The 24,522-nt window shown below is 57.8% G+C and carries 37 protein-coding genes; 1 reads left to right on the top strand and 36 read right to left on the bottom strand.

Features of this window, described 5'->3' with window-relative positions; all coding sequences use genetic code 11:
- Positions 1-8: 8 nt before the first annotated feature.
- Together AC07X6_RS05490 and AC07X6_RS05495 are read right to left on the bottom strand one after the other, a co-directional pair.
- A complete protein-coding gene (locus tag AC07X6_RS05490; RefSeq protein ID WP_494790337.1) occupies positions 9-1,367 on the bottom strand; it encodes an ATP-binding protein in 1,359 nt (452 codons plus the stop codon).
- Positions 1,364-2,092: a response regulator gene (locus AC07X6_RS05495; RefSeq protein ID WP_034753223.1), complete on the bottom strand. Its 729-nt coding sequence runs from the start codon at positions 2,090-2,092 to the stop codon at positions 1,364-1,366. The genes AC07X6_RS05490 and AC07X6_RS05495 overlap by 4 nt, the downstream gene beginning before the upstream one ends.
- Positions 2,093-2,278: 186 nt before the next feature.
- On the opposite strand from AC07X6_RS05495, the gene AC07X6_RS05500 reads away from it, so the two are divergent.
- Positions 2,279-2,812: a Spy/CpxP family protein refolding chaperone gene (locus AC07X6_RS05500; protein ID WP_494790338.1), complete on the top strand. Its 534-nt coding sequence runs from the start codon at positions 2,279-2,281 to the stop codon at positions 2,810-2,812.
- Positions 2,813-2,883: 71 nt separating this feature from the next.
- Here the strand turns inward: AC07X6_RS05500 and dsbD are convergent, their stop codons facing one another.
- The 34 genes from dsbD to AC07X6_RS05670 form a co-directional block, all read right to left on the bottom strand.
- Positions 2,884-4,836, bottom strand: a complete 1,953-nt coding sequence (gene dsbD, locus AC07X6_RS05505; protein ID WP_494790339.1) for a protein-disulfide reductase DsbD — start codon at positions 4,834-4,836, stop codon at positions 2,884-2,886.
- Positions 4,837-5,006: 170 nt separating this feature from the next.
- The gene (gene rplQ / locus AC07X6_RS05510) at positions 5,007-5,399 is read right to left on the bottom strand and encodes a 50S ribosomal protein L17 (RefSeq protein WP_034753219.1); all 393 of its coding nucleotides are present in this window, start codon (positions 5,397-5,399) and stop codon (positions 5,007-5,009) included.
- A gap of 138 nt (positions 5,400-5,537) precedes the next feature.
- Positions 5,538-6,515: a DNA-directed RNA polymerase subunit alpha gene (locus tag AC07X6_RS05515; protein ID WP_008444343.1), complete on the bottom strand. Its 978-nt coding sequence runs from the start codon at positions 6,513-6,515 to the stop codon at positions 5,538-5,540.
- 111 nt (positions 6,516-6,626) lie between these two features.
- A complete protein-coding gene (rpsD, locus tag AC07X6_RS05520; RefSeq protein WP_038496998.1) occupies positions 6,627-7,250 on the bottom strand; it encodes a 30S ribosomal protein S4 in 624 nt (207 codons plus the stop codon).
- Between the two features lie 258 nt (positions 7,251-7,508).
- Positions 7,509-7,913, bottom strand: a complete 405-nt coding sequence (gene rpsK / locus AC07X6_RS05525; protein WP_010394475.1) for a 30S ribosomal protein S11 — start codon at positions 7,911-7,913, stop codon at positions 7,509-7,511.
- A 17-nt stretch (positions 7,914-7,930) separates the two neighbouring features.
- Positions 7,931-8,296 (bottom strand): 30S ribosomal protein S13, encoded by a 366-nt coding sequence (gene rpsM, locus AC07X6_RS05530; protein ID WP_046681666.1) that lies wholly within the window; start codon positions 8,294-8,296, stop codon positions 7,931-7,933.
- 14 nt (positions 8,297-8,310) lie between these two features.
- A complete protein-coding gene (gene rpmJ, locus AC07X6_RS05535) occupies positions 8,311-8,424 on the bottom strand; it encodes a 50S ribosomal protein L36 (protein ID WP_010394471.1) in 114 nt (37 codons plus the stop codon).
- Between the two features lie 42 nt (positions 8,425-8,466).
- On the bottom strand, positions 8,467-8,685 hold the full coding sequence (infA, locus tag AC07X6_RS05540) for a translation initiation factor IF-1 (protein ID WP_005663428.1): 219 nt from the start codon (positions 8,683-8,685) through the stop codon (positions 8,467-8,469).
- Between the two features lie 18 nt (positions 8,686-8,703).
- Positions 8,704-10,038, bottom strand: coding sequence for a preprotein translocase subunit SecY (secY, locus tag AC07X6_RS05545; RefSeq protein ID WP_010394438.1), 1,335 nt, complete (start codon positions 10,036-10,038; stop codon positions 8,704-8,706).
- 32 nt (positions 10,039-10,070) lie between these two features.
- Positions 10,071-10,502: a 50S ribosomal protein L15 gene (gene rplO, locus AC07X6_RS05550; protein ID WP_034753211.1), complete on the bottom strand. Its 432-nt coding sequence runs from the start codon at positions 10,500-10,502 to the stop codon at positions 10,071-10,073.
- A 30-nt stretch (positions 10,503-10,532) separates the two neighbouring features.
- Positions 10,533-10,712 carry a 50S ribosomal protein L30 gene (gene rpmD / locus AC07X6_RS05555; protein WP_010394435.1) on the bottom strand — a complete coding sequence of 60 codons (180 nt, stop codon included), beginning with the start codon at positions 10,710-10,712 and terminating at the stop codon, positions 10,533-10,535.
- A gap of 10 nt (positions 10,713-10,722) precedes the next feature.
- The gene (rpsE, locus tag AC07X6_RS05560) at positions 10,723-11,241 is read right to left on the bottom strand and encodes a 30S ribosomal protein S5 (protein WP_010394433.1); all 519 of its coding nucleotides are present in this window, start codon (positions 11,239-11,241) and stop codon (positions 10,723-10,725) included.
- 9 nt (positions 11,242-11,250) lie between these two features.
- On the bottom strand, positions 11,251-11,613 hold the full coding sequence (gene rplR / locus AC07X6_RS05565) for a 50S ribosomal protein L18 (RefSeq protein WP_010394431.1): 363 nt from the start codon (positions 11,611-11,613) through the stop codon (positions 11,251-11,253).
- 13 nt (positions 11,614-11,626) lie between these two features.
- Positions 11,627-12,160 carry a 50S ribosomal protein L6 gene (gene rplF, locus AC07X6_RS05570; protein ID WP_034778281.1) on the bottom strand — a complete coding sequence of 178 codons (534 nt, stop codon included), beginning with the start codon at positions 12,158-12,160 and terminating at the stop codon, positions 11,627-11,629.
- Between the two features lie 10 nt (positions 12,161-12,170).
- Entirely contained in the window at positions 12,171-12,566 is a 396-nt protein-coding gene (gene rpsH / locus AC07X6_RS05575; protein WP_034753208.1) for a 30S ribosomal protein S8, read from the bottom strand.
- 14 nt (positions 12,567-12,580) lie between these two features.
- On the bottom strand, positions 12,581-12,886 hold the full coding sequence (gene rpsN, locus AC07X6_RS05580) for a 30S ribosomal protein S14 (RefSeq protein WP_010394423.1): 306 nt from the start codon (positions 12,884-12,886) through the stop codon (positions 12,581-12,583).
- Between the two features lie 2 nt (positions 12,887-12,888).
- A complete protein-coding gene (gene rplE, locus AC07X6_RS05585; protein WP_010394421.1) occupies positions 12,889-13,428 on the bottom strand; it encodes a 50S ribosomal protein L5 in 540 nt (179 codons plus the stop codon).
- Between the two features lie 6 nt (positions 13,429-13,434).
- Positions 13,435-13,749, bottom strand: a complete 315-nt coding sequence (gene rplX / locus AC07X6_RS05590; RefSeq protein ID WP_034753204.1) for a 50S ribosomal protein L24 — start codon at positions 13,747-13,749, stop codon at positions 13,435-13,437.
- Between the two features lie 9 nt (positions 13,750-13,758).
- Entirely contained in the window at positions 13,759-14,127 is a 369-nt protein-coding gene (rplN, locus tag AC07X6_RS05595) for a 50S ribosomal protein L14 (RefSeq protein ID WP_008444317.1), read from the bottom strand.
- Positions 14,128-14,380: 253 nt separating this feature from the next.
- Positions 14,381-14,653 carry a 30S ribosomal protein S17 gene (gene rpsQ / locus AC07X6_RS05600; protein WP_010394415.1) on the bottom strand — a complete coding sequence of 91 codons (273 nt, stop codon included), beginning with the start codon at positions 14,651-14,653 and terminating at the stop codon, positions 14,381-14,383.
- Positions 14,650-14,841, bottom strand: a complete 192-nt coding sequence (rpmC, locus tag AC07X6_RS05605) for a 50S ribosomal protein L29 (RefSeq protein WP_010394412.1) — start codon at positions 14,839-14,841, stop codon at positions 14,650-14,652. Before rpmC ends, rpsQ begins: the two co-directional genes overlap by 4 nt.
- 12 nt (positions 14,842-14,853) lie before the next feature.
- Complete coding sequence (gene rplP, locus AC07X6_RS05610) at positions 14,854-15,273, bottom strand: 50S ribosomal protein L16 (protein ID WP_034753201.1); 420 nt, start codon at positions 15,271-15,273, stop codon at positions 14,854-14,856.
- 2 nt (positions 15,274-15,275) lie between these two features.
- On the bottom strand, positions 15,276-16,100 hold the full coding sequence (gene rpsC, locus AC07X6_RS05615) for a 30S ribosomal protein S3 (RefSeq protein ID WP_092718261.1): 825 nt from the start codon (positions 16,098-16,100) through the stop codon (positions 15,276-15,278).
- A gap of 9 nt (positions 16,101-16,109) precedes the next feature.
- On the bottom strand, positions 16,110-16,442 hold the full coding sequence (gene rplV / locus AC07X6_RS05620; RefSeq protein WP_170840583.1) for a 50S ribosomal protein L22: 333 nt from the start codon (positions 16,440-16,442) through the stop codon (positions 16,110-16,112).
- Positions 16,439-16,714, bottom strand: a complete 276-nt coding sequence (gene rpsS, locus AC07X6_RS05625) for a 30S ribosomal protein S19 (protein WP_008444295.1) — start codon at positions 16,712-16,714, stop codon at positions 16,439-16,441. The genes rplV and rpsS overlap by 4 nt, the downstream gene beginning before the upstream one ends.
- A 10-nt stretch (positions 16,715-16,724) precedes the next feature.
- The gene (gene rplB / locus AC07X6_RS05630; protein WP_034753198.1) at positions 16,725-17,552 is read right to left on the bottom strand and encodes a 50S ribosomal protein L2; all 828 of its coding nucleotides are present in this window, start codon (positions 17,550-17,552) and stop codon (positions 16,725-16,727) included.
- A complete protein-coding gene (gene rplW / locus AC07X6_RS05635; RefSeq protein WP_010394398.1) occupies positions 17,552-17,869 on the bottom strand; it encodes a 50S ribosomal protein L23 in 318 nt (105 codons plus the stop codon). Before rplW ends, rplB begins: the two co-directional genes overlap by 1 nt.
- Positions 17,866-18,486, bottom strand: coding sequence for a 50S ribosomal protein L4 (gene rplD / locus AC07X6_RS05640; RefSeq protein ID WP_034753197.1), 621 nt, complete (start codon positions 18,484-18,486; stop codon positions 17,866-17,868). Before rplD ends, rplW begins: the two co-directional genes overlap by 4 nt.
- Positions 18,487-18,489: 3 nt before the next feature.
- Entirely contained in the window at positions 18,490-19,146 is a 657-nt protein-coding gene (gene rplC, locus AC07X6_RS05645; protein ID WP_010394393.1) for a 50S ribosomal protein L3, read from the bottom strand.
- 346 nt (positions 19,147-19,492) lie between these two features.
- Positions 19,493-19,705: a hypothetical protein gene (locus AC07X6_RS05650; RefSeq protein WP_436497771.1), complete on the bottom strand. Its 213-nt coding sequence runs from the start codon at positions 19,703-19,705 to the stop codon at positions 19,493-19,495.
- 221 nt (positions 19,706-19,926) lie between these two features.
- On the bottom strand, positions 19,927-21,312 hold the full coding sequence (gene creD / locus AC07X6_RS05655; protein WP_494790340.1) for a cell envelope integrity protein CreD: 1,386 nt from the start codon (positions 21,310-21,312) through the stop codon (positions 19,927-19,929).
- Positions 21,313-21,398: 86 nt separating this feature from the next.
- Entirely contained in the window at positions 21,399-22,820 is a 1,422-nt protein-coding gene (gene creC, locus AC07X6_RS05660; protein WP_494790341.1) for a two-component system sensor histidine kinase CreC, read from the bottom strand.
- Positions 22,817-23,539: a two-component system response regulator CreB gene (creB, locus tag AC07X6_RS05665; protein WP_494790342.1), complete on the bottom strand. Its 723-nt coding sequence runs from the start codon at positions 23,537-23,539 to the stop codon at positions 22,817-22,819. The genes creC and creB overlap by 4 nt, the downstream gene beginning before the upstream one ends.
- Before the next feature lie 100 nt (positions 23,540-23,639).
- A complete protein-coding gene (locus tag AC07X6_RS05670) occupies positions 23,640-24,485 on the bottom strand; it encodes a DUF817 domain-containing protein (RefSeq protein WP_230541243.1) in 846 nt (281 codons plus the stop codon).
- Positions 24,486-24,522 lie beyond the last annotated feature (37 nt).

Here is a 24,522-nt window from a genome sequence, read left to right on the forward strand (position 1 = left end):
GGAAATGATCACTTTCCTGCGTAATACTCTGGCACGATAAGGGTGACTTCCAGTCCACCGTCAGCATGATTGAGCAGTGAAACCGTGGCGCCATGCTGCTCGGCAACATTGCGCGCGATGGTCAGGCCCAGGCCCGTGCCGCCCGATTCGCGCGAGCGCGAAGTCTCGATGCGGTAAAACGGTTCGAATACCTTGGCCAGTTGATCTGGCGCAATGCCTGGCCCCCCGTCGCGGATGCGGATGCGCGCGGCACCCGGGATACGCTCGACGGCAACCTGCGCGTACAGGCCATATTTGACGGCATTGTCGATCAAGTTCACCAGGCAGCGCCGCATGGCGATCGGGCGCGCCATCAAGGCCATGCCTGCCTGTCCACTGAGGGTGACTTTCTGGCCGGCATCGGCCGCGTCGGAGCAGACGCTATCGAGCAGGGAATCGAGATCGAGCGCCTGCATCGCTTCCGTGCTATCCATCGAGCGGGCCAGGTCCAGCCCTTCCTTGACCATGCTTTGCATGGCCGACAAGTCGCCCACCAGGCGGTCGTACAATTCCGTATCCGCCACTTTTTCCAGACGCAGGCGCAAGCGCGTCAGCGGCGTCTGCAAGTCATGCGTGATGGCAGCCAGCATCTGTGTACGCTGGGAAATATGCTGGCGGATGCGCGCCTGCATGGCATTGAAGGCGGCGCTGGCCTGGCGGATTTCGCTGGCGCCCGACAGGGTCAGCGGCGGATGGTTGATGTCGTTGCCCAGGTCTTTTGCCGCCTGCGCCAGCTGTTTCAGCGGGCGCATGGTCATGCGCGTGACCAGGTAGGCGAGGATGGCGATGCTGATCAAGAATGGCAGCAGGGTCATCCAGTCGTTGTGTTCATTGAACGGCGGCTGCTGGCGCGGCGGCAAGACCATCAGGCGCAGCACGTGACCGTCCTGCATGCGCACGTCGAGGTTTTCGCAGGTGCCGCCCCATGGCTTGGCGGAAAACATGCCTGGCGACTGGCGCGGCTTGACACAGGCTTCCGGGCGTTCGGCCAGCGCGCTGACCTTGAAACCCTCGCCCAGCTTGGCTTGCAGGGCGGTGGAAAATTCCGTCGGCGCACCGGGCGTATGTTCCTTCTCGGGACGCAGTTCCAGGCGCACGCTGCCCTTGTTGGCCACTTTCAGATAGGCGGCGCGCGAGGCCAGCGGCACCACGTCGGCCGCCATCACCAGTTGCTCTGCCCGCTCCACGGCGTGGTAGTCGCGGTATTGCTCGATGGCACGCTGGCGTTCGCCCACGGCCAGCCACTGCGTCAACGCGGCCGAAGCGACGATACCGATCAGCAAAAACATGAAGACGCGGCCCGTCATCGATCCCAGGAAGGCCTTCACGCGTGCGGCTCCACATTGACTTGGCCGGCCAGCACGTAGCCGCCGTTGCGCACGGTTTTGATGATTTGCGGCAAGCGGGCATCTTCACCGAGCTTTTGCCGCAGGCGGCTGATCTGGATATCGATCGAGCGGTCGAACGGGTCGGCGTCGCGCCCCTGCGTCAGGTTCAGCAACTGGTCGCGGTTCAGCACGCGGTTCGGGTGTTCCAGGAACACGCGCAGCAAACGGAACTCGGCGCCCGACAACATGATCACCAGGCCGCTGGGGTTAAGCAGGTGGCGTGCCGTGAGGTCCAGGGTCCAGCCGGAAAAGCGGATTTGCTGCGCCTTATCTGACGGCACGTTCGACGGCATGGCGTGGCTGCGGCGCAGCACGCTGCGTATGCGCGCCAGCAATTCACGCGGCTCGAACGGTTTCGGCAAGTAATCGTCGGCGCCCATTTCCAGGCCCAGGATACGGTCCAGCGGCTCATTGCGCGCCGTCAACATGATCACCGGCACGGTCGATTGGGCGCGCAGCTTGCGGCACAGGGTAAGCCCATCGTCACCAGGCAGGTTCAAGTCGAGCACGATCAGGTCGGGCCGCGTTTCATCGAGGATTTTCCACATGGCCGTGCCATCTGCCGCGCCCAGGGTGCGGTAGGCGTTCGTTTCCAGGTAGTCCGCCAGCAAGCTGCGGATATCGCGGTCATCGTCGACGATGAGAATTGTAGAAGTGGGTTCCATAATACGAATTATCCCCACTTCCCCCACCCTTGCACAACGCATTTGTATCGTCTTGTATATAGGAGACCCGAAGAAACATATAGATACAAACTGTCTGGCAGCGGACACTTCGGGGAAACATGGGGCGTCCAACATGGATTCATGTGCTGCAACATGCACATCCCTCACTTTTACAAAGGAATCCAGATGAACGCCTCAATGACAACCTTGCGCAAGAACTTGATCATCGCCATGAGCGTACTCGGCATGGGTGCGGCATCGCTGACCGTCCACGCCCAGGAAGCGGCCGCCAGCGCGCCTGCCGCCAGCACCAAGATGCAACATGATGGCCAGCGCGGCCAGCACCGCGCAGGCAACCCGGCCGAGCGCATGGCCAAGTACCAGGCCCGCCTGCACGACAAACTGAAGCTGACGGCCGCGCAGGAACCGGCCTGGGCCACGTTCACGGCCGCCAACGCGCCGAAAAAGCCGATGGGCGACTGGAAGGCCAAGCGCGAAGCGATGGCCAAGCTGTCGGCACCGGAACGCATGGAGCAATGGATCGCCATGTCGAAGGAACGCATCGCCAGCCAGGAAAGCCGCCTGGCCTCGCTGAAAACCTTCTACGCCGTGCTGACGCCGGAACAAAAGAAAGTGTTTGACGATAGCGTGCCTGGCGGCAAGCACGGTGGCATGCGCGGCGGCCACCACGGCATGCAGCAGCATCCGAAAGCCGGCTAAGTTGTAGCTGGCGCAGAAACAGAAAAAGCCTGCATTGCAGGCTTTTTCTTATTGAGCAGACAAGTAAACGCTTACTGTCCGTCGAGCTTGCGCAAGGAAGTCAGGAACGTCGATGCATTCTGGAAGCCGATCACGCGCGACTGGGCGATTTCCTGCCCCTGCGGATTGAACATGATGATGCCCGGCGGGCCGAACAGCTGGAAACGTTTCAGCATGGCTTTGTCGTCCGCATCATTGGCCGTCACGTCCACTTGCAGCAGCACGGCTTGCCCCATCTTCTCGCGCACGGCGGGATCGACGAACGTCAGTTTTTCCATCTCGATGCACGACACGCACCAGTCCGCATAAAAGTCCAGCAAGGCCGGCTTGCCACCCAGCTGCGCCAGCGCCGCATCGAGCTGCGCCACGGTCTTTACGCGCGTAAACGGTTGCGCGTGGACCTGGCCGCCACCGAGGTGGGCCAGCGGCGCTAGCGGGTCGCGGCCGCCGCTGGCCACGCCCACCAGCTGCATCGCGCCCAGCACGGCAAACACGAGGCCGAAGGCCTTGGCCACCCAGGCGTGTTGCGCGCCGCTCTTGCCCACCAGCAAATACATGCCATAGCCGACGAGCAGGACCGTCCAGCCCAGCATTTGCACGGCGCCCGGCAGCACGGGCGAGACCAGCCACCAGGCCACGCCCAGCTGCAGCACGCCAAAGAAGCGTTTGACGGCATCCATCCACGCGCCAGCACGGGGCAGCAAGGTGCCGGCGGAGACGCCCACCAGCAGCAGCGGCACGCTCATGCCCACCGCCATGGCAAACAGCGCGCCGCCGCCAATGACGACGTCGCGCGTCTGGCTGATGTACAGCAAGGCGCCAGCCAGCGGCGCGGCCACGCAGGGTCCCACGATCAGGGCGGAAATGGCACCCATGACGAACACGCCCGCCAGGCGGCCCGACGATTGCTGGTTCGACACGGACGTCAATTTTCCTTGCAGGAAAGCCGGCACTTGCAGTTCATAAAAACCGAACATCGACAGCGCCAGGCCCGCCATCAGCAAGGCAAAGAAGCCCAGCACCCACGGATTTTGCAGCTGGGCCGCCAGGCCTTCGCCCGCCAGACCGGCCGCCCCCCCCAGCGCCGTATAGACGATGGCCATGCCCAGCGCGTAGGTCAGCGACAGCAGCAAGCCGCGCGAGCGGCTGACCTTGGCGCCATCGCCGATGATGATCGACGACAAAATCGGCACCATCGGCAGCACGCACGGCGTAAACGCCAGCCCCAGGCCCAACAACATGAACAGCGGCACGATGACGAGCAGCTTGCCGCCCTTCAGGGCCGCTTCGATCTTGCCCATCTCGTTTTCCACCGGTGCGCTTGCCGCTGCTGCGGGCGCCGCCGCGACGGCATCGGGCGTGCTGCTGATATCGGGACTGGCGATGCTCATCACGGACACGCCGGGCGATGCTTGCGCCTGCGGGCCGTTGACGGCCGCCGTGTCGACTGCCGGCGCGGCCGGCAAGGCGAATTTCGACGGCAGGCCGGCGCCGGGCGCCATGCTCTGGCCGCCGCCACCGCCGACCAGCTGGGCCGTGGCGTCCTGCGGCGCATAGCACAGGCCCTTGTCGGAGCAGCCCTGCCCCGTCGCCTTCAGGGTGAACGCACCGGCCGCTTGCACGGGAATCGTGATGGTGAGCGTCTTGCGGAACGTTTCCACATTCTTCTGGAAAGTGTCGTCAAACTTGACCTTGCCAGGTGGGTATACGGGCGTGCCCAGCTTGGCGCCCACGGCGTCGAACTTGAAGCGCTCGTGATACATATAGTAGCCATCGGCAATCACATAGGTGACGGCGATGGTGGACGGGTCCTGCATGCGCGCGGAAAACTTGAAAGCCAGTTCCGGATCGAGGAATTCATCGTCGGCGCGGGCATGGCCGGCGCCAAAAACGGCCATGGCCAGCAACAGGCAAGTGGCAAACCAGATCAGCAGTTGACGTAGTGGAGCGGCGCGCGCAGTGGCGCTGGAGGGGAAACGGGACATGGGCGACCTTTTTCTGCGGCATCAGCGTGCCATTCAACAAGAGACGCGCGGGGCGTGCAGTGGCTGCAGGGCCGGCGCGAAAGGAGAATAGTACACTGCGGTAAGAATGACTGCAGCAGAAAACAAAAAAGCCAGGCTAGGCCTGGCTTTCTCAGATGCAATTACTGGGATTACTCGCCAGCAACTTCAACTGCTTCGGTCGTATCTGGACGATCCATCAGTTCAACGAACGCCATAGGAGCGTTATCGCCGACGCGGAAACCCATTTTCAGGATACGCACATAACCACCGTTACGGTTGGCAAAACGTGGGCCCAGTTCAGCGAACAGCTTGACGACCATTTCGCGGTCGCGCAGGCGGTTGAAGGCCAGACGCTTGTTTGCCAGGGAGTCGGTTTTGCCCAGGGTCAGAATTGGCTCAACAACGCGGCGCAGTTCTTTTGCTTTTGGCAGGGTGGTCTTGATCGCTTCGTGACGCAGCAGCGATACTGTCATGTTGCGCAGCATTGCCAGACGGTGGGACGAGGTACGATTCAGTTTACGGAGGCCGTGACCGTGACGCATGATAAATCCTTTCGGTGAGTGTTTAAATCCAGTTCTTCGATCGGCTTGGCGGGAAACCCCGACTAGCCGCGGACCGGTTTGGTACTACAAAATAAAAGCCTGGGACACCTGTCCCAGGCAGTTTGCTACAACTACGAATTACTTTTCCAGGCCGGCAGGCGGCCAGTTTTCCAGCTTCATGCCCAAGGTCAAGCCGCGCGATGCCAGCACTTCCTTGATTTCGTTCAGGGACTTGCGGCCCAGGTTTGGCGTTTTCAGCAGTTCGTTTTCCGAACGTTGGATCAGGTCGCCGATGTAGTAGATGTTTTCCGCTTTCAGGCAGTTCGCCGAACGCACGGTCAACTCCAGGTCGTCGACTGGACGCAACAGGATAGGATCGACCAGCGGAGCGCGCGATGGCGCTTCGGCGGCGGCTTCCGTGCCTTCCAAGGCAGCGAACACGTTCAACTGGTCCACCAGGACGCGGGCCGACTGGCGGATCGCTTCTTCCGGCGAAATCACGCCGTTGGTTTCGATGTTGATGATCAGCTTGTCCAGGTCGGTACGCTGTTCAACGCGGGCCGATTCAACGAAGTACGATACGCGGCGCACTGGCGAGAACGATGCATCGAGAATGATGCGGCCGATGGTCTTGTTCGTGTCTTCCGACAGGCGACGCACGTTACCAGGAACGTAGCCGCGGCCTTTTTCAACCTTGATCTGCATGTCCAGCTTGCCACCAGCGGTCAGGTGGGCGATCACGTGGTCAGGGTTGATCAGTTCGACGTCATGCGGCAGGTCGATGTCGGAGGCCAGGATCGCGCCTTCGCCTTCTTTTTTCAGGGTCAGGGTTACCGAATCGCGGTTGTGGACTTTGAAAACCACACCCTTCAAGTTCAGCAACAGATCGACGACGTCTTCTTGCACGCCATCGAGGGAAGAATATTCGTGGACGACGCCAGCGATCGTCACTTCGGTCGGCGCGTAGCCCACCATCGACGACAGCAGAACGCGGCGCAACGCGTTACCCAATGTGTGGCCATAGCCGCGCTCGAACGGTTCCATCACGACCTTGGCGTGACCTGCACCGAGAGCTTCAACATCGATAATACGTGGCTTCAACAAACTGTTTTGCATGAAATGTCCTTTTCAATACCCTCGGCTCATTACACCGATAAGGCTGATGGCATTAGTGAAACGCCCACTTTACAAAAGCAAAGTGGGCGGAGATCTTGCTACTGACTACTATTAACGCGAGTACAGCTCGACGATCAGCGATTCGTTGACGTCGTTAGCGATTTCGTTACGCTCTGGCAGGGACTTGAAGGTACCTTCCATTTTCTTGGCATCAACCGAAACCCAGCTAGGCATGCCAACTTGTTCGGCCAGCGACAGTGCTTCAACGATACGCACTTGCTTTTTCGATTTTTCACGAACAGCGATGATGTCGCCAACTTTGACCGAGTACGAAGCGATGTTCACAACGATACCGTTCACGGTGAATGCTTTGTGGCTGACCAATTGACGCGCTTCAGCGCGGGTCGAGCCAAAGCCCATGCGGTAGCAAACGTTGTCCAGACGCGTTTCCAGCAACTTCAACAGCGTTTCGCCGGTGTTGCCTTTACGACGGTCTGCTTCAGCGAAGTAGCGGCGGAATTGACGTTCCAGCACACCGTACATACGCTTGACTTTTTGCTTTTCGCGCAGTTGGTTACCGTAGTCCGAGGTGCGGGCGCCGGATTTGACACCGTGCTGGCCTGGCTTGACGTCCAGTTTGCACTTGCTGTCCAGCGAGCGACGTGCGCTCTTCAGGAACAGGTCTGTACCTTCACGGCGGGAAAGTTTTGCTTTAGGTCCGATATAACGTGCCACGATACTTCCTTTTTTTAAATGATAACGCCCCAGCCACATGTATGATCAAACACACTGATGCGGTTAGGCGCTAGTCTGATTTGGTTTCAATCAGACGGTGGCTGAAAACGAAAAACCCGTCAAACAGGATTTGACAGGCAAGAACAGCCGGGCAGTATAACCGTTTCCGGCTCCCTGCTCCAGCGTTTTCACACAACTGTACTGAGTTACAACAGACAGCAAAGCAGCTGGCGCCGAAGCGCCCTCTGCAACACTATCTTAGATACGACGACGTTTCGGTGGACGGCAACCGTTGTGCGGTACCGGCGTCACGTCCTGGATCTCGGTGATCTTGATGCCCAGGTTGTTCAGCGCGCGAACGGCGGATTCACGACCAGGACCTGGGCCCTTGATACGTACTTCCAGGTTCTTCACGCCACACTCAACAGCCACTTTACCAGCGGCTTCCGCGGCGACCTGCGCTGCGAACGGGGTCGATTTACGCGAACCCTTGAAGCCTGCACCGCCGGAGGTAGCCCACGACAAGGCATTGCCTTGACGATCGGTGATGGTAATGATGGTGTTATTGAACGAAGCGTGGACATGCGCTATGCCTTCAGCGACGTTCTTTTTAACTTTTTTACGCACGCGTGCTGATGCGGCGTTATTTTGCGACTTAGCCATAATTATTCCCTAGCGGATTATTTTTTCAGCGATTGAGCGGCTTTACGCGGTCCCTTGCGGGTACGTGCGTTCGTACGCGTACGCTGGCCACGGCAAGGCAGACCCTTACGATGACGCATGCCGCGGTAGCAACCCAGATCCATCAAACGCTTGATGTTCATGGACAGTTCACGACGCAGATCGCCTTCGACGATGAATTTACCTACTTCATCGCGCAGTTTTTCCAGTTCGCTGTCATCCAGATCTTTGATCTTTTTGTTGGTTGCTACACCGGTCGATGCACAGATTTTCTCTGCGCGTGGACGGCCCACACCGTAGATGGCCGTCAGGCCGATAACGGTATGCTGATGATTTGGGATATTAACCCCTGCAATACGTGCCATTTGTTATTCCTCGATTAACCTTGACGCTGCTTGTGACGTGGTTCCACGCAGATAACGCGGACTACGCCTTTGCGCTTGATGATCTTGCAGTTGCGGCAGATCCGCTTGACTGATGCGAGAACTTTCATTTTTGGGCTCTTTCTTTCGCTTCTTTGGTTTGATTCAGTGTGTTACTTGGTACGGAACACAATGCGGGCTCGGCTCAGGTCATACGGCGTCAACTCCACCGTCACCTTGTCTCCAGGGAGAATGCGAATATAGTTCATCCGCATTTTACCTGAAATATGCCCGAGCACCACGTGTCCGTTCTCCAGCTTCACTCGAAATGTTGCATTTGGGAGATTCTCAAGAATCTCGCCCTGCATCTGTATGACGTCGTCTTTTGCCATTCGGTATGTTTACCGCGCTTAACGCGTCGGAATTCCGCCCTTGAAATTTGCTTTGCGCAGCAGCGAATCATATTGCTGCGACATCACGTAGTTCTGTACTTGCGCCATGAAATCCATGGTGACAACTACAATAATCAATAAAGAAGTACCGCCGAAATAGAATGGTACTTTCCACTGGGCTTGCATAAATTCCGGCAATAAACACACCAGGGTGATGTAGACTGCGCCGGCAAGTGTCAAGCGTGTCAGGATCTTGTCGATGTAACGGGCTGTCTGCTCGCCTGGACGGATCCCGGGAATGAACGCACCGCTTTTCTTCAAGTTATCCGCTGTTTCCTTGCTGTTAAATACCAGCGCTGTATAGAAGAAACAGAAAAACACGATCGCCACTGCGTACAACAGCGCATGGATAGGCTCACCAGGCCCCATCGATGCTGCCAAATCTTTCAAGAACCGCACCGCAGGGTTAGCGTTGTCGGCGCCCTTTGAAAACCAGTCCACGATAGTGGCCGGGAACAAGATGATCGAAGAAGCAAAGATCGGCGGGATCACGCCGGCCATGTTCAGCTTCAACGGCAAATGGCTGGTTTGACCGCCATAAATCTTGTTGCCTACCTGGCGCTTCGCGTAATTGACCAATATTTTGCGCTGACCACGTTCGACGAATACAACGAAGTACGTTACCAGTGCTACCAGAATCACGATGAAAATCGCGCTGAAGCTGCCGATCGAACCATTCGACACCTGAGTGAACAAGCCACCCAACGCCGACGGCAGACCTGCTGCAATCCCGGCAAAAATGATGATCGAGATGCCATTCCCCAAGCCACGCTCGGTAATTTGCTCACCCAACCACATCAAAAACATTGTTCCGGTCAACAAAGTGACGACCGTCACGAAGCGGAATGCAAGACCAGGTTCCAACACCAGACCAGCTTGCGACTCCAGTGCGACTGCAATGCCTAACGCTTGGAACAGTGCCAGGGCAACCGTGAAATACCGGGTGTACTGGGTGATCTTGCGACGACCTGCTTCGCCTTCTTTTTTCAACGCTTCCATCTGCGGTGACACGATCGACAGCAATTGCATGATGATCGAGGCCGAGATATAAGGCATGATACCCAGCGCAAACACTGTAAAACGAGACAAGGCACCGCCCGAGAACATGTTGAACATGCCCAGGACGCCGCCTTCGTGCTCCTTGAACAGCGAGGCTAATTGTGTCGGGTCAATCCCGGGAACCGGGACGTGAGCACCGATACGATAAACCACCAATGCGCCAAGCAAAAACCAGAGCCGTCCCCAAGGGAAACCGGCCGCTGCACTTTTAGCAAGTTGTGGATTAGTCGCCAATTTTCGCTCCGATCAAGCTGTTAGCGGTCAACTCAGGCTACCGAGCCGCCGGCTGCTTCGATGGCTGCTTTCGCGCCAGCGGACACTTTCAAGCCCTTCAAATTCACCGCTTTGGTGATTTCGCCGGACAAGATCACGCGCACGTCACGGGCCAACACGCCCAGAACGCCAGCTTGCTTCAAGACCAGAATGTCGACATCGCCAACAGCCAGGTTGTTCAGATCGGACAGGCGCACTTCAGCTTTGAAGGTGGCGTGCATCGATTTGAAACCGCGCTTAGGCAGACGGCGTTGCAGAGGCATCTGACCGCCTTCGAAACCGACTTTATGAAAGCCGCCCGAACGCGATTTCTGACCTTTGTGACCACGACCCGAGGTTTTACCCAGGCCGGAGCCGATACCGCGACCGACGCGACGCTTGTAGTGCTTAGCGCCTTCGGCTGGTGCAATAGTATTCAATTCCATGATTTGCTCCGTTCGTGTAAGCCCGAAGGCTTACCCGACAACTTTAACGAGATACGATACTTTATTGATCATGCCGCGTACGGATGGGGTGTCTTGCAATTCGGAAACCGAATTTACACGACGCAGACCCAGACCGCGCACGGTAGCGCGATGCGATTCGCGCGTACCGATCAAGCCCTTGACCAATTGCACTTTGACTGTGTTTGTCATTTTGTCCACCTTAAGCCAGAATGTCTTCGACCGACTTGCCGCGTTTGGCAGCGATATCGGAAGCAGTGCTCATTTTCGACAGGCCGTCCAGCGTAGCGCGTACCAGGTTGTATGGGTTGTTCGAACCGGTGGATTTCGCCACCACGTCCGTCACGCCCATCACTTCGAAGATAGCGCGCATTGCGCCACCAGCGATAACGCCAGTACCAGGCTTAGCTGGGTTCATCAGGACCTTGGAGGCGCCGTGACGACCAACAACCGTGTGATGCAAGGTGCCGTTTTTGAGCGGTACTTTGATCAGGTTGCGACGGGCTTCTTCCATTGCCTTCTGCACGCCAACTGGCACTTCTTTCGATTTGCCCTTGCCCATGCCGACGCGGCCATCGCCATCACCAACTACGGTCAGCGCGGCGAAACCCATGATACGACCACCCTTGACCACTTTGGTCACGCGGTTGATCGCGATCATTTTTTCGCGCATGCCATCATCCGGCTTGTCGCTTTGCATTTTTGCTTGCATTTTTGCCATGATTGATCCTTAGAACTTCAGACCGGCTTCGCGTGCGGCTTCTGCCAACGCTTTCACACGGCCGTGGTAACGGAAACCGGAGCGGTCGAACGCAACTTCGGTAATTCCTGCTTTCAACGCTTTTTCAGCGACGCGCTTGCCGATCAAGGCTGCAGCAGCGGCATTGCCGCCTTTGCCGGATTGGCCTGCCAGTTCAGCGCGAACTTCCGCTTCAGCCGTCGAGGCCGAAACCAGGACTTTAGCGTCCGGGCTGATCAGGTTGGCGTAAATGTGCAGGTTGGTGCGATGCACCGACAAGCGATTTACTTTCAATTCCGCAATCTTGATGCGGGTTTGGCGTCCGCGGCGAAGCCGTGATTCTTTCTTATCCATCGTCAGCCCCTAATTACTTCTTCTTGGTTTCTTTAAGCTTAACCACTTCGTCCGCATAGCGAACGCCCTTGCCTTTATAAGGCTCAGGAGCGCGGTAAGCACGAACTTCAGCGGCTACCTGGCCAACCTGTTGACGGTCGATACCTTTAATCAGGATCTCGGTCGGGGTTGGTGTTGCGCAGGTAACGCCAGCTGGCATGTCATGCACTACAGGGTGCGAGAAACCCAGGGACAGATTCAACTTGTCGCCTTGAGCTTGCGCCTTGTAACCCACGCCTACCAGGTTCAGCTTTTTCTCGAAACCCTTGGTGACGCCAACAACCATGTTGTTGACCAGTGCGCGCAGCGTGCCGGACATGGCATTGGCTTCGCGGCTGTCGTTCGCCACGTCGAAACTCAGGGTTCCTGCATTGTTTTCCACTTTGACCTGACCGGTGAGGGCCTGGGAAAGTACGCCCAGCGGGCCTTTTACGGTGATCGCTTGTGCGGAGATGGCGACTTCGGCGCCAGCTGGCACTACGATAGGCATTTTAGCTACTCGAGACATGTGTAACTCCTTAAGCCACGTAGCAAATAACTTCGCCGCCGACACCGGTAGCGCGTGCTTTGCGGTCAGTCATGACGCCTTGCGGAGTCGACACGATCGCCACACCCAAGCCATTCATCACAACAGGGATCTCGTCTTTACCCTTGTAGACGCGCAGACCCGGACGGGACACGCGCTCCAAGCGCTCAATGACGGGACGGCCAACATAATACTTCAAACCGATTTTCAGTTCCGCTTTGCCACCAGCTTCGGCAACAGCGAAATCTTCAATGTAACCCTCGTCCTTCAGGACGCTGGCAATCGCAATTTTGACTTTCGACGATGGCATGGCCACGGTCGTCTTTTGCACGCCTTGTGCATTGCGAATGCGGGTCAGCATATCGGCGATAGGATCGCTCATACTCATTGCATATTCTCCTATTACCAGCTTGCTTTTGTCATACCCGGAATTTCACCACGCATGGCGAATTCACGGAGCTTGATACGACCCAGACCGAATTTACGGAATGTGCCGCGCGGACGACCAGTGATGGCGCAACGGTTACGTTGACGCGTCGGGTTCGAGTTACGTGGCAGCGCCTGCAATTTCAGGCGAGCTTCGTAGCGCTCTTCTTCCGATTTCGATTGGTCATCGACGATGGCCTTGAGAGCTTCGCGCTTAGGGGCGAATTTCGCCACCAGGTCAGCACGCTTGATCTCACGATTAATCAGTGACAGTTTGGCCATGATCAGTTCCTGAAAGGGAATTTAAAGGCGGCGAGCAAAGCTTTGGCTTCGTCATCGGTCTTAGCGGTTGTCGTGATGCTGATATTCATACCGCGCAACGCGTCAATCTTGTCGTATTCGATTTCAGGGAAAATGATCTGTTCCTTGACACCGATGTTGTAGTTGCCACGACCATCAAATGCACGGCCGTTCACACCACGGAAATCGCGTACGCGCGGCAGAGCCACGGTAATGAAGCGATCCAGGAACTCGTACATGCGAGCGCCGCGCAGGGTGACCATCGTACCGATCGGGTAACCTTCACGGATTTTGAAGCCTGCGATCGCTTTGCGGGACTTGGTGGTCACTGGCTTCTGGCCGGCGATCTTGGTCAAGTCAGCAACTGCGTGCTCGAGAACTTTTTTATCCGCGATAGCCTCACCAACACCCATGTTCAGGGTGATCTTGGTCAGGCGTGGAACTTCCATTACCGACTTGTAACCAAACTTGCTGGTCAGGTCGGCAACGACTTTTTCTTTATAGAATTCTTGGAGACGTGCCATGATTTCTTAAGCCTTCACTACTTCGCCGGAGGATTTAAAGATGCGGACTTTCTTGCCGTCCACTTCTTTGAAACCCACGCGATCTGCCTTGCCAGTCGCTGCATTAAACAATGCAACGTTGGACACGTGAATTGGCATGGTCTTATCGACGATACCACCAGTTACGCCAGTCATCGGGTTTGGCTTAGTCGCTTTTTTAGCGATGTTAATGCCGTCAACCACGATATGTTCAGCATCGATACGCTGCTGTACCACACCACGTTTGCCCTTGTCTTTCCCGGTCAGAACGATGACTTCGTCGTTTTTACGAATCTTATCCATTACGACTCCTTACAGGACTTCCGGTGCCAGGGACACGATTTTCATGAACTTCTCAGTGCGCAGTTCGCGCGTGACAGGTCCAAAAATACGGGTACCGATCGGTTCCAGCTTGGCGTTCAACAGAACGGCGGCGTTGCCGTCGAACTTCACCAGGGAACCGTCTTGGCGGCGAACACCTTTAGCGGTGCGCACAACCACGGCGTTATAAATTTCACCTTTTTTGACACGACCACGTGGCGCAGCAACCTTAACGGTTACCTTGATCACATCGCCAATGCCAGCATAACGGCGCTTGGAGCCGCCCAATACCTTGATGCACATTACTTCTTTGGCACCGGTATTGTCAGCCACTTCGAGCCGGCTTTCAGTTTGAATCATAGTATTCTCTTTCCCAACTTAAGCCGAAGAATCCACACAATGTAGACCCACGGTCAGTCTTGGTCCCGCCAGAGCCGCCCTGCTGGGCTTCACTGTTTGGGTGCATGACCTTCATACATCAACTGACCGCGAATGCTACTGTCTGTGGCCAGACACTTTGCGGCGTTACATGAACGAAGCCCGCAAGTATTACATACAATTTGCGGGCCTGCAAGTACTAATTAAAAGCCACCGCCGAAACGGTGGTTTTTATTTAAACGGTTGGTGCGGCTTGAACCACACGTGTCACCGTCCATGCCTTCGTTTTGGAGATCGGGCGACCTTCCTGGATCTCAACCGTGTCACCGGCCTTGACTTGGTTGGTCTCGTCATGCGCGTGATACTTGTTCGAGCGCATGATGATCTTGCCATACAAAGGATGTTTTACGTGGCGCTCGATCAGAACGGTAACGGTCTTGTCCATCTTGTCCGAAACCACTTTACCGATCAGCGTGCGCTTGAGCGACTGTTTCACTGGTTCGTTCATTTGGCTTCCTTCAGATTCATTACCGTCTTCACACGCGCGATATCGCGGCGTACCTTCTTGAGCTGCGAAGTGTTGCTCAGCTGCTGCGTAGCGATTTGCATGCGCAGGCCGAACTGTGCCTTCAACAGGTCATTCAGCTCTTTTTGCAGAGCTGGCTGGTCCTTGCCGCGGAGTTCAGATGCTTTCATATACAACTCCAATTATTGGCCGACTTGGCGGATGACAAACGTCGTCGCCAGTGGCAGTTTAGCGGCGGCAAGACGGAATGCTTCCCGTGCCAGCGCTTCATCAACGCCATCCATTTCGTACAGTACTTTGCCTGGCTGAATTTCAGCGACGTAGTACTCAGGATTACCTTTACCGTTACCCATACGGACTTCAGCCGGTTTGTTCGAAATCGGTTTGTCCGGGAAAATACGGATCCAGATACGGCCACCGCGCTTGATGTGACGCGTCATTGCACGACGCGCCGCTTCAATTTGACGCGCAGTGATACGACCGCGCGCAACTGCCTTCAGACCGAATTCGCCAAACGACACGGCGGTGCCGCGGCTGTGCGAAATACCGGTATTACGGCCTTTCTGCTCTTTACGATACTTTCTGCGTGCTGGTTGCAGCATGATTATTCTCCTGCTTTCTCAGCTGGTGCTGCTGCGGCGGCCGGTTTAGCGGCGGTACGCACACGTGCACCTGGTGCTGTGGATGGTTTCGCACCGGCACCGGCTGGACGTGGACGGCCAGCTGGCTTGCCATCGTCACGGCGTGGGCCGCGGCTTTTCTTCTCGTCAGCTGGGGTATCGATGACTGGTGCATCGCCGTTCGGCGCGCGGTCACCTTTGTATACCCACACCTTGACACCGATGATGCCGTAGGTGGTCGACGCTTCGCTGGTACCGTAGTCGATATCGGCGCGCAGGGTATGCAGAGGCACGCGGCCTTCGCGGTACCACTCTTTACGCGCGATTTCGATACCGTTCAGACGGCCGGACGACATGATCTTGATACCGAGAGCACCCAGGCGCATTGCATTTTGCATTGCACGCTTCATGGCGCGGCGGAACATGATCCGTTTTTCCAGCTGCTGCGAGATCGAATCGGCGATCAGTTGCGAGTCGATTTCAGGCTTGCGAATTTCTTCGATGTTCACGTGAACAGGTACGCCCATGATCTTGGTCAGCGCCGACTTCAGTACTTCGATGTCTTCGCCTTTTTTACCAATGACCACGCCTGGACGCGAGCTGTAGATCGTGAAGCGCGCGTTCTTGGCTGGGCGCTCGATAACGATGCGGCCAACGGAAGCGTTCTTCAGTTTCTTTTTCAGGTAAGCACGTGCTTTCAAGTCTTCGTTCAGCATGGCAGCGAAATTACCGTTGCCTGCATACCAGCGCGAAGCCCAGTTACGGGTGACCGCCAGACGGAAACCGGTTGGATGAATTTTCTGACCCATCGTGGCTCCTTAGTTACCGACAGTCACGTAAACGTGACAGGATTGTTTCGAAATACGGTCGCCACGGCCTTTTGCACGCGCGGTGAAGCGCTTCAGGACCGGGCCCTTTTCGACGTAGATCGTTTTCACGAACAATTCGTCGATGTCCGCACCATCATTGTGCTCGGCATTCGCAATAGCGGATTCCAGAACGCGCTTGATGATCGCAGCACCTTTTTTCGGGCTGAATTGCAAGATGTTGAGTGCAGCGTCAACTTTCTTGCCACGGATCAGGTCAGCAACCAGGCGGCCCTTTTGGTCCGACAGGCGCACACCTTTGAGGATAGCTTTAGTTTCCATTATTTCTTAGCCTTTTTGTCAGCTGCATGGCCCTTGAACGTACGGGTCAGTGCGAATTCGCCGAGCTTGTGACCAACCATGTTTTCGGAAACATAAACCGGCACGTGCAGCTTGCCGTTATGCACCGCGATCGTCAGGCCGATAAAGTCAGGCATGATTGTCGAACGACGCGACCAGGTTTTGATTGGCTTTTTGTCTTTGGCTGCTTGCGCGGCTTCAACTTTTTTCACCAGGTGGGCGTCACAGAACGGCCCTTTTTTCAATGAACGTGTCATGTGCTACCCCTTATTTCTTGCCGCGGCGCGAGACGATCATGGAAGTAGTACGCTTGTTGCTGCGTGTCTTCTTACCCTTAGTCTGTTGGCCCCAAGGCGAAACTGGATGACGACCAGCTGCTGTTTTACCTTCACCACCACCGTGCGGGTGATCGACCGGGTTCATGACCACACCGCGAACGGTAGGACGAACACCGCGCCAGCGCATCGCGCCAGCCTTACCGATTTTACGCAGGCTGTGCTCGGCATTGCCGACTTCACCAACCGTAGCACGGCACTCGATGTGCACGCGACGTACTTCACCCGAGCGCAGACGCACTTGAGCGTAGGTACCTTCACGAGCCATCAGCACAACGCCAGCGCCGGCGGTACGTGCCATTTGGGCACCTTTACCTGGCAGCATTTCAACGCAATGCATCACGGTACCGACTGGGATGTTACGGATTGGCAAGCAGTTACCCGATTTGATCGGTGCTTCCGAACCGTTCATCACGCTGTCGCCAACGGCCATGCCTTTGGTTGCGATGATGTAGTGACGTTCGCCGTCGGCGTAGCACAACAGAGCGATATTCGCGGTGCGGTTTGGATCGTATTCGATACGTTCCACTTTCGCTGGAATACCATCTTTGGTGCGCTTGAAGTCGATCAAGCGGTAGTGTTGCTTGTGACCACCACCGATATGACGGGTGGTGATGTGACCGTTGTTGTTACGACCAGCGGTCTTGGATTTCTTTTCAACCAGGGCAGCGAACGGACGACCTTTGTACAGGTCGGCATTCACCACCTTCACCATGCCGCGACGGCCTGGCGAGGTTGGTTTCATCTTAACGAGTGCCATTATGCAGCCTCCTCGGAGAAGTTGATTTCCTGGCCAGGCTTCAGGCACACGAAAGCACGCTTGGTATGGTTACGACGACCGTTGAACTTGCCGGTGCGTTTTTGCTTACCTTCGCGGTTTGCAGTTTGCACGGACAGAACTTCAACCTTGAACAGCAGTTCGACCGCTGCCTTGATTTCAGGCTTGGTTGCATCCGGCAATACGCGGAATACAATTTGCTCGTTCTTTTCCGCGACCATGGTGGCCTTTTCGGAAATCACGGGCGCCAACAGCACCTTCATCAAGCGTTCTTCGCTATGTTTCAAAATCGCGCTCATGCCAGCATCTCCTCAATCTTGGCCAATGCAGCTTTGGTGACCAGGATCTTCTTGTAGAACACCAGGGACATCGGGTCTGCGTGACGTGGCTCAACGACGAGTACGTTAGGCAGGTTGCGCGATGCCAGTTCCAGGTTTTCGTTCAGAACGTCGGTGATGATCAGAACCGAATCAAAGCCCAGGCCGTTCAATTTTTGCGACAGCAGCTTGGTTTTTGGCGCGTCGATCGTCAGATCGTCGATGACGATCAGGCGCTCTTCGCGAGCCAGCTGCGACAGGATCGAGCAGATACCTGCGCGATACATCTTTTTGTTCACTTTGTGGGTGAAGTTTTCGTCAGGCGAGTTCGGGAAAATCCGACCACCGCCGCGCCACAGTGGCGACGACGACATACCAGCACGAGCGCGGCCGGTACCTTTTTGGCGCCATGGCTTTTTCGTCGTGTGGTGAACTTCTTCACGGTCTTTTTGCTTGCGGTTACCACTACGTGCATTCGCTTGATAAGCGATGACGACTTGGTGGATCAGCGCTTCATTGTAGTCACGGCCGAAAATCGTATCGGCTGCAGCAACGTTCGAGGCGGCTTGACCTTGCGCATTCAGAAGCTTGAGTTCCATCGTTTAAGCTCCCTTCTTGGCTTTGGTTTTGATGGCTGGCGAGACAACTACCTGGCCATTTTTCGCACCTGGAATCGCGCCTTTGACCAGCAACAGCTGACGGTCGGCATCGATACGGGCGATCACGAGGTTCTGGATCGTACGGTTAACGTCACCCAGATGACCGGTCATGCGCTTACCAGGGAAAACGCGACCTGGATCTTGTGCCATACCGATGGAACCTGGAACGTTATGCGAACGCGAGTTACCGTGCGTTGCACGGCCAGAAGCGAAGTGGTAACGTTTGATAACGCCTGCATAGCCTTTACCGATGGTAACGCCTTGCACGTCGATCTTTTGACCGACTTCGAACAGGGAAGCAGCGACAACATCGCCAGCTTTCAGTTCAGCGGCTTTGGCAGCGTCGACACGGAACTCTTTCAACAGAGTACCGGCTTCAACACCAGCTTTAGCGTGATGACCAGCAACAGCTTTGGTCACGCGGGAAGCGCGACGTTGACCGAATGCGACCTGAACAGCGGAGTAGCCATCTGTTTCAGGGGTTTTGATTTGCGCAACACGGTTGTTCGATACGTCCAACACGGTGACAGGAATCGAATCCCCTTCATCCGTGAAAATGCGCATCATACCAACCTTGCGACCGAGAAGGCCTAGGCTCATTTTTTCTCCATTCCCACCTGCGATTGGGCGGGGCTTGTTTAACTACAAAGTAACGTAGGACTCAAAAAAGACGAATCCATACCGAAGCCGGCTAGTATATAGCACAAAAACCCTTGACGCAACAAGTTAACACGAGGTATGTCAAAGTGTTGCGCGACGCCCCTGCGGGAGTTGTCAGGGCAGGGGAATTGAGAGGGAAAGCAGTGCGCGAAGGCCATCCATGCGGGACGGCGCCATGAAGAGAAACGGCGCGAGAGGGGCTTGCCGCCCTGCTCGCGCCGCATGCTTCCGGCCGCCAAACAGCGCCGCGCCGGCACGCCGGACAGGCACTGCCGGACTTGCCGCCTTAGCCGCCGTACGTGCGATCGCAGCTGGCGGTGCAGGTATCGAGAATCATCTGGCAGATCGGACTGCTTCCGCCCAGGCCGCCGCCACCGGTGCAGCTGGCAACCTTTTGCCAGCAACCGTAATAGCATTGCTGCAATTCAGCACTCGTGGCATAGGCATAACTGCCGCTCAGGCTGCAGGCGAAGAGGAAAAAAGCCAGTTTCTTGATCATGGTACTGTCTCCAGGTTTTTTATCAGTGGGGATGGAAGGTCTTGCCAAGCGGCGGCAAGCCATCCTGCCTGTCGCCGCCCTACTACGCCGCTGCGCCGCCGCACGTAGTTTCGTGCTTCTCGGCAATCAATACCAAAGAGTACCGTAAACAATACCAACTTAAAACCACTTATTTACAAAATCGGCAATGTTTTCATGCGCCACGCGATTGCGCCAGTGGACTATTGGGTGCCCTTGCCAATCTGATACCAGTCCACCTTGCGCGTCGCCACCATGATCGCGGCCAGCACGGCGAACAGCAGGATGCTACCCATCACCAGCGCATTGTTTTCCGAGCTCAGCAAGCCATACAGGGCGCCGTACAGCATGGTCAGCCCCACGCCGAAGCCGATGCCGCGCCAGGCGTTGTGCAACACGTGCACCAGATAAAAGCTGGTCAGCACGATACAGGCGGCGCTGGCGATCAGGTAGGCGGCCAGGAAGGCGATGTGCTCGGCCAGGCCCACCAGCAGCAGGAAGAAGATCACCAGCGACAACCCCACCAGCAGATACTGCACCGGGTGGATCGGCAGGCTCTTCAAAATTTCGAAGATGAAGAAGGCGGCAAAGGTCAGCGCCACGAACAGCAAGCCATATTTGGTAGCGCGATCCGATTGCGAGTACACGTTCACCGGCTCGATGAAGCCCACGCTGAAGCGGTCGATCTGGCCCAGCGGCGCGCTGTCGGGCACCTTGAATTCACCCTCGATCGTGCTCAGCTGCGTTTGCGCATTGGTGGCCAGCGAGGAGATGCTCCACTCGACCTGAAAGCCATCGGCGTTGATCTGGCGGAATTTCGGCGACGGCAGGAAGCGCCCGCCAAACTGCGGATGGGGCCAGTTAGACTTGATGCTGATCTGACTGTTTTTCGCCACCGGCACGAAATGCTGGCGTTCGATGCCATCGAGGCCCAGGTCAAAGCTGAAGCGCACCTGCTGCGGCGCCGCCAGCGGCATGGCGCCCAGCGGCGCATGCAAGCCGCTGCGGAAGGCGAACAGGTCGGTCCCCTGCTCGAACTCGATCTTCTGGCCGCCCCAGTCGATTTTCGGAATATTACGGATACCGCGCACGTCCTCGATGGACAGGGCCACAAACGGCGCCCCCAGGGTCACGCGCGAGTCCGGCGACTTGCGCGGCAGCTGGCTGCTGGCCGGCACCGTGAAGTCGCCCTTGAACGCGTGCTGACCGCTATAGACCAGCACCTGGTGGATGCCGCGGTAACGGCGGTCCGTCTCGATGTTACCGTTGAGCAGTAAATTGTGCGGGTAGACAAGCAGACGGCGCTGCACCGTGCGGCGCAGCAACTCCGTGCGCACCGCCGATTTCGCTTCCTTGTCATCACCCTTGGCCACCTCCACGCGCTCTTCGTACTGCTCCGTGTAGGGAATCACCAGGATGGGACCGATGATGGTTTGTTCGCGCACGGAATCGGCGGCGATGCTGTTGACGGCTTCCTGGCGGAATTCCATCCGCTCCTTGATCGTTTCCTGAATCATCAGCAGAGGCAGGCCGATCAGCAGCATCAGGCCGAACACGATCAACGCTTTGACTAACAGAGTTTTTTGCATGGCGCATCCTTGAAGTAAGGACGCCAGTGTAAAAAAGCTGTATGCGCTGACGATGCAGTCTGTGTGAAGCCGGCAAATAAAGTGTGCTACACCAACGCCAGGCACAGGCGCGCGCAGGCGCCACCGTCCGCATGATTGAACACTTCGACCGTGCCGCCATGCAGGGAAGCGACCTCGCGCACGAAGGGCAGGCCCAGGCCCGTGCTCTTGCCGGCGCTCGGGCGCGGCAGCGAGTAAAAGCGCTCGAAGACGCGCTCAATCGCATACGCAGGGATGCCCTCACCGCAGTCGCGCACGACAATTTCCACCTGACTACCCAGGCGCCGCGCCGTCAGGTCGATGCCGCTGCCCGGCGGCGCAAAGCCGGCCGCGTTGTCGAGCAAATTGCCCAGCGCCTGACGCAGCAGCAAGGCATCGCCGTCCACGCTCAACGCGTCGCACTGCAGCTGCAGGTCCACGCCGCGTGCCGCCAGCGTGGCGGCCGCATCCTGCGCCACTTGCGCCAGCAGGGGCGCCAGCGCGATGCGCTCGGGATGTTCCAGGCGCTGCTGCTTCTCCACGCGCACGAGGGCCAGCAGCTTGTCGATCAGCTGCCGCTGGCGCGCGTTCTGCGCCAGGATACTGGCGAGAAACTGGCGGCGCTCTGCCGGCGGCATGTCTTCCTGCAGCAGCTCGGCCGAGGCCTGGATGGCGGCGATCGGGCTTTTCAATTCATGCGCCAGGGTATGCATCAGCTGCTCCACATATTCCTTGCCTTCCAGGCGCGTGCGCATCGCTTCCAGCGCCCGCCCCAGGGTACCGATCTCGTTCTTGCCCAGCGCCGGCAGCGCTACCTTGCGCCCCGCTTCCACCTCGCCGATATAGTTCATCAGCTTGCCCAGCGCATGGTGCAGCCACCAGGCGAACGCCAGGCCGATCAGCAACGACAGCAGCAGCAGCACGGCGCCGCGCTGCAGGATCTTGCGCTGGCTGCGCTCGACAAACGCTTGCACACTGGCATTCGGCTTGGCCACCGTCAGCACGCCGATCACCTCATTGCCGTCGCGAATCGGCGCGGCCACGTGCATCACCGTCGACATCTCGTCGTCAGGCCGGCTGCGCGTGCTGCGCGCGCCATACTTCCCCTGCAAGGTGAGGTACACGTCATTCCAGCGCGAATAGTCGCGCCCCACGTCGCGCCCGCTGGAATCGAACAGCACGATGCCGTGCCGGTCCGTGATGGTGATGCGGTAGTCGAGCGTGCGCTTGCGCACGCCATTGATGTTGACGTCCACGCCATGGCGCGCGTAATCCTGCATGCGTTCGGCCACGGGCGACTGCGCCAGCGTGCCCGCCTTCAGATCGGGCGCCACCAGGCTGGCCAGCAGCTGCGAAGTGTCAACCAGGGTATCTTCCAGGGTCGAACGCACGCCCGGCTTGACTTGCTCCATGAAAACATTCAGCAGGAACCACGCCGCCAGGCCGACGATCAGGAAGTAGCCGAGCAGGATGCGCAGGCCGATCCTCATGCGCCGGCCAGGCTGTAGCCGAGGCCACGGTGGGTGTGGATGGGGTCGACCTGCGCATCGACGGCGCGCAGCTTGGCGCGCAGCGACTTGACGTGCGCATCGACCGTGCGCTCAAGCGTGTCGGGCGCCCCGCTCCACACGCGCTGCATCAGCTGCGCGCGCGACAGCACGTGGCCCGGATGTTCGAGCAGGGTCTTCAGCAACAGGTATTCATAGCGGGTCAGCTCCAGCGGCTGGCCGTGGAACAGCACGCGCGCCTCGAGCGCGCGCAACTCGAAGCGCGCCGGTGCCGGCGCGGCCGCGGCAACAGGCGCGGCTATCGTCATGCCCGTCTCGCGGGGCGCTGGCGCGATGCCTGCGCGGCGCAGGATGACGCGGATGCGGGCCACCAGTTCGCGTGGCGAAAACGGTTTGGTGACGTAATCGTCGGCGCCGATTTCCAGGCCGACGATGCGGTCGATCTCATCGCTGCGGGCCGTCAGGAAGATCACCGGCACCTCGGAAAACTGGCGCAGCCGGCGGCACACTTCCAGCCCGCTCATGTCGGGCAAGCCGATATCGAGCACCACCAGTTGTGGTGCGGCCTCACTGCGCAGCACGGCAAGCGCCTGCTCGCCCAAGGTCACATGGCGCGGCGTAAAGCCGTCCGTGCGCAAGGCATAGGCGATGCTGTCGGCTATCGCCTGTTCATCTTCCACGATCAGGACAGTCTTGGACATGGCGGCGGCACGCATTAATGGACAAGTCCGGAGTATCCCTGAAGCGGGCAAGCGGCGTCAATCGCGCGCCTTGCCGTGCGCTGGCAAAAAGCCGCTAGGCCTAAGGCTGGGCGACGTGGATGCTGGCCTTGATGTGCTTGAGGTGGGCCACGATGGTGAACGTCATCACCACCAGCAGCGACCACGAGCTCCATTTGCTGACGTGCACGACCGACCACGCGCCAAGCTGGTTGGGATAGCGCCACACGCCCCAGAAGGTGCTGATGTTTTCGGCCAGCCAGATGAAGAAGCCGACCAGCACGAAACCGAGCAGCAAGGGCATGCTGCGGTCGCGGTCGAGCGGGCGGAACACCACGGTGGTGCGCGCATACAAGCCCAGCGCGCAGGCCGCCAGGTACCAGCGATAGTCGCCGATGTAGTGATGGGTGAAGAAGTTGGCGTAGATCAGCAGCGCGATCAGCACTGCCATCCAGTACGGCGGATGGTGGCGGATCCGCATGTCGAGCAGGCGCCAGGTCTGGATGATGTAGCTGCCGACGGCGGCGTACATGAAGCCGGAAAACAGGGGCACGCCAAGCACCTTGCTGTAGGCAAAGTCGGGATAGCTCCACGACTGTATCGTCCCCGATACCTTGAATACCTCGAGTGCGAAGCCGACTGCATGAAACAGGCAGATGGCTTTCAACTCATCCCACGTTTCCAGCCCGCTCCAGACCATCGCGGCCTGGATCGCCAGCGCCACCAGTAGCAGCACGTCATAGCGCGGCAGGCCGAACAGGCCTGTGCGCGGCACCAGGAAGACGGCAGCAAAAAACAGCCCCACGAACAGGCAGGATCTCGCCTCCTTGATGCCGAAATACAGGAACTCGGTCAGGAAGCGCGGCCAGCCGCGCAAGCGATGACGGGGAGTGGCATTCAACAGGTGGGTATCGATGGCGTTAAGCATGCAGCAACTTTATCGGCCGGCCGCGGCACTGTAAAGC

The organism is Janthinobacterium sp. GW460-12-1-14-LB5 (assembly GCF_059423585.1).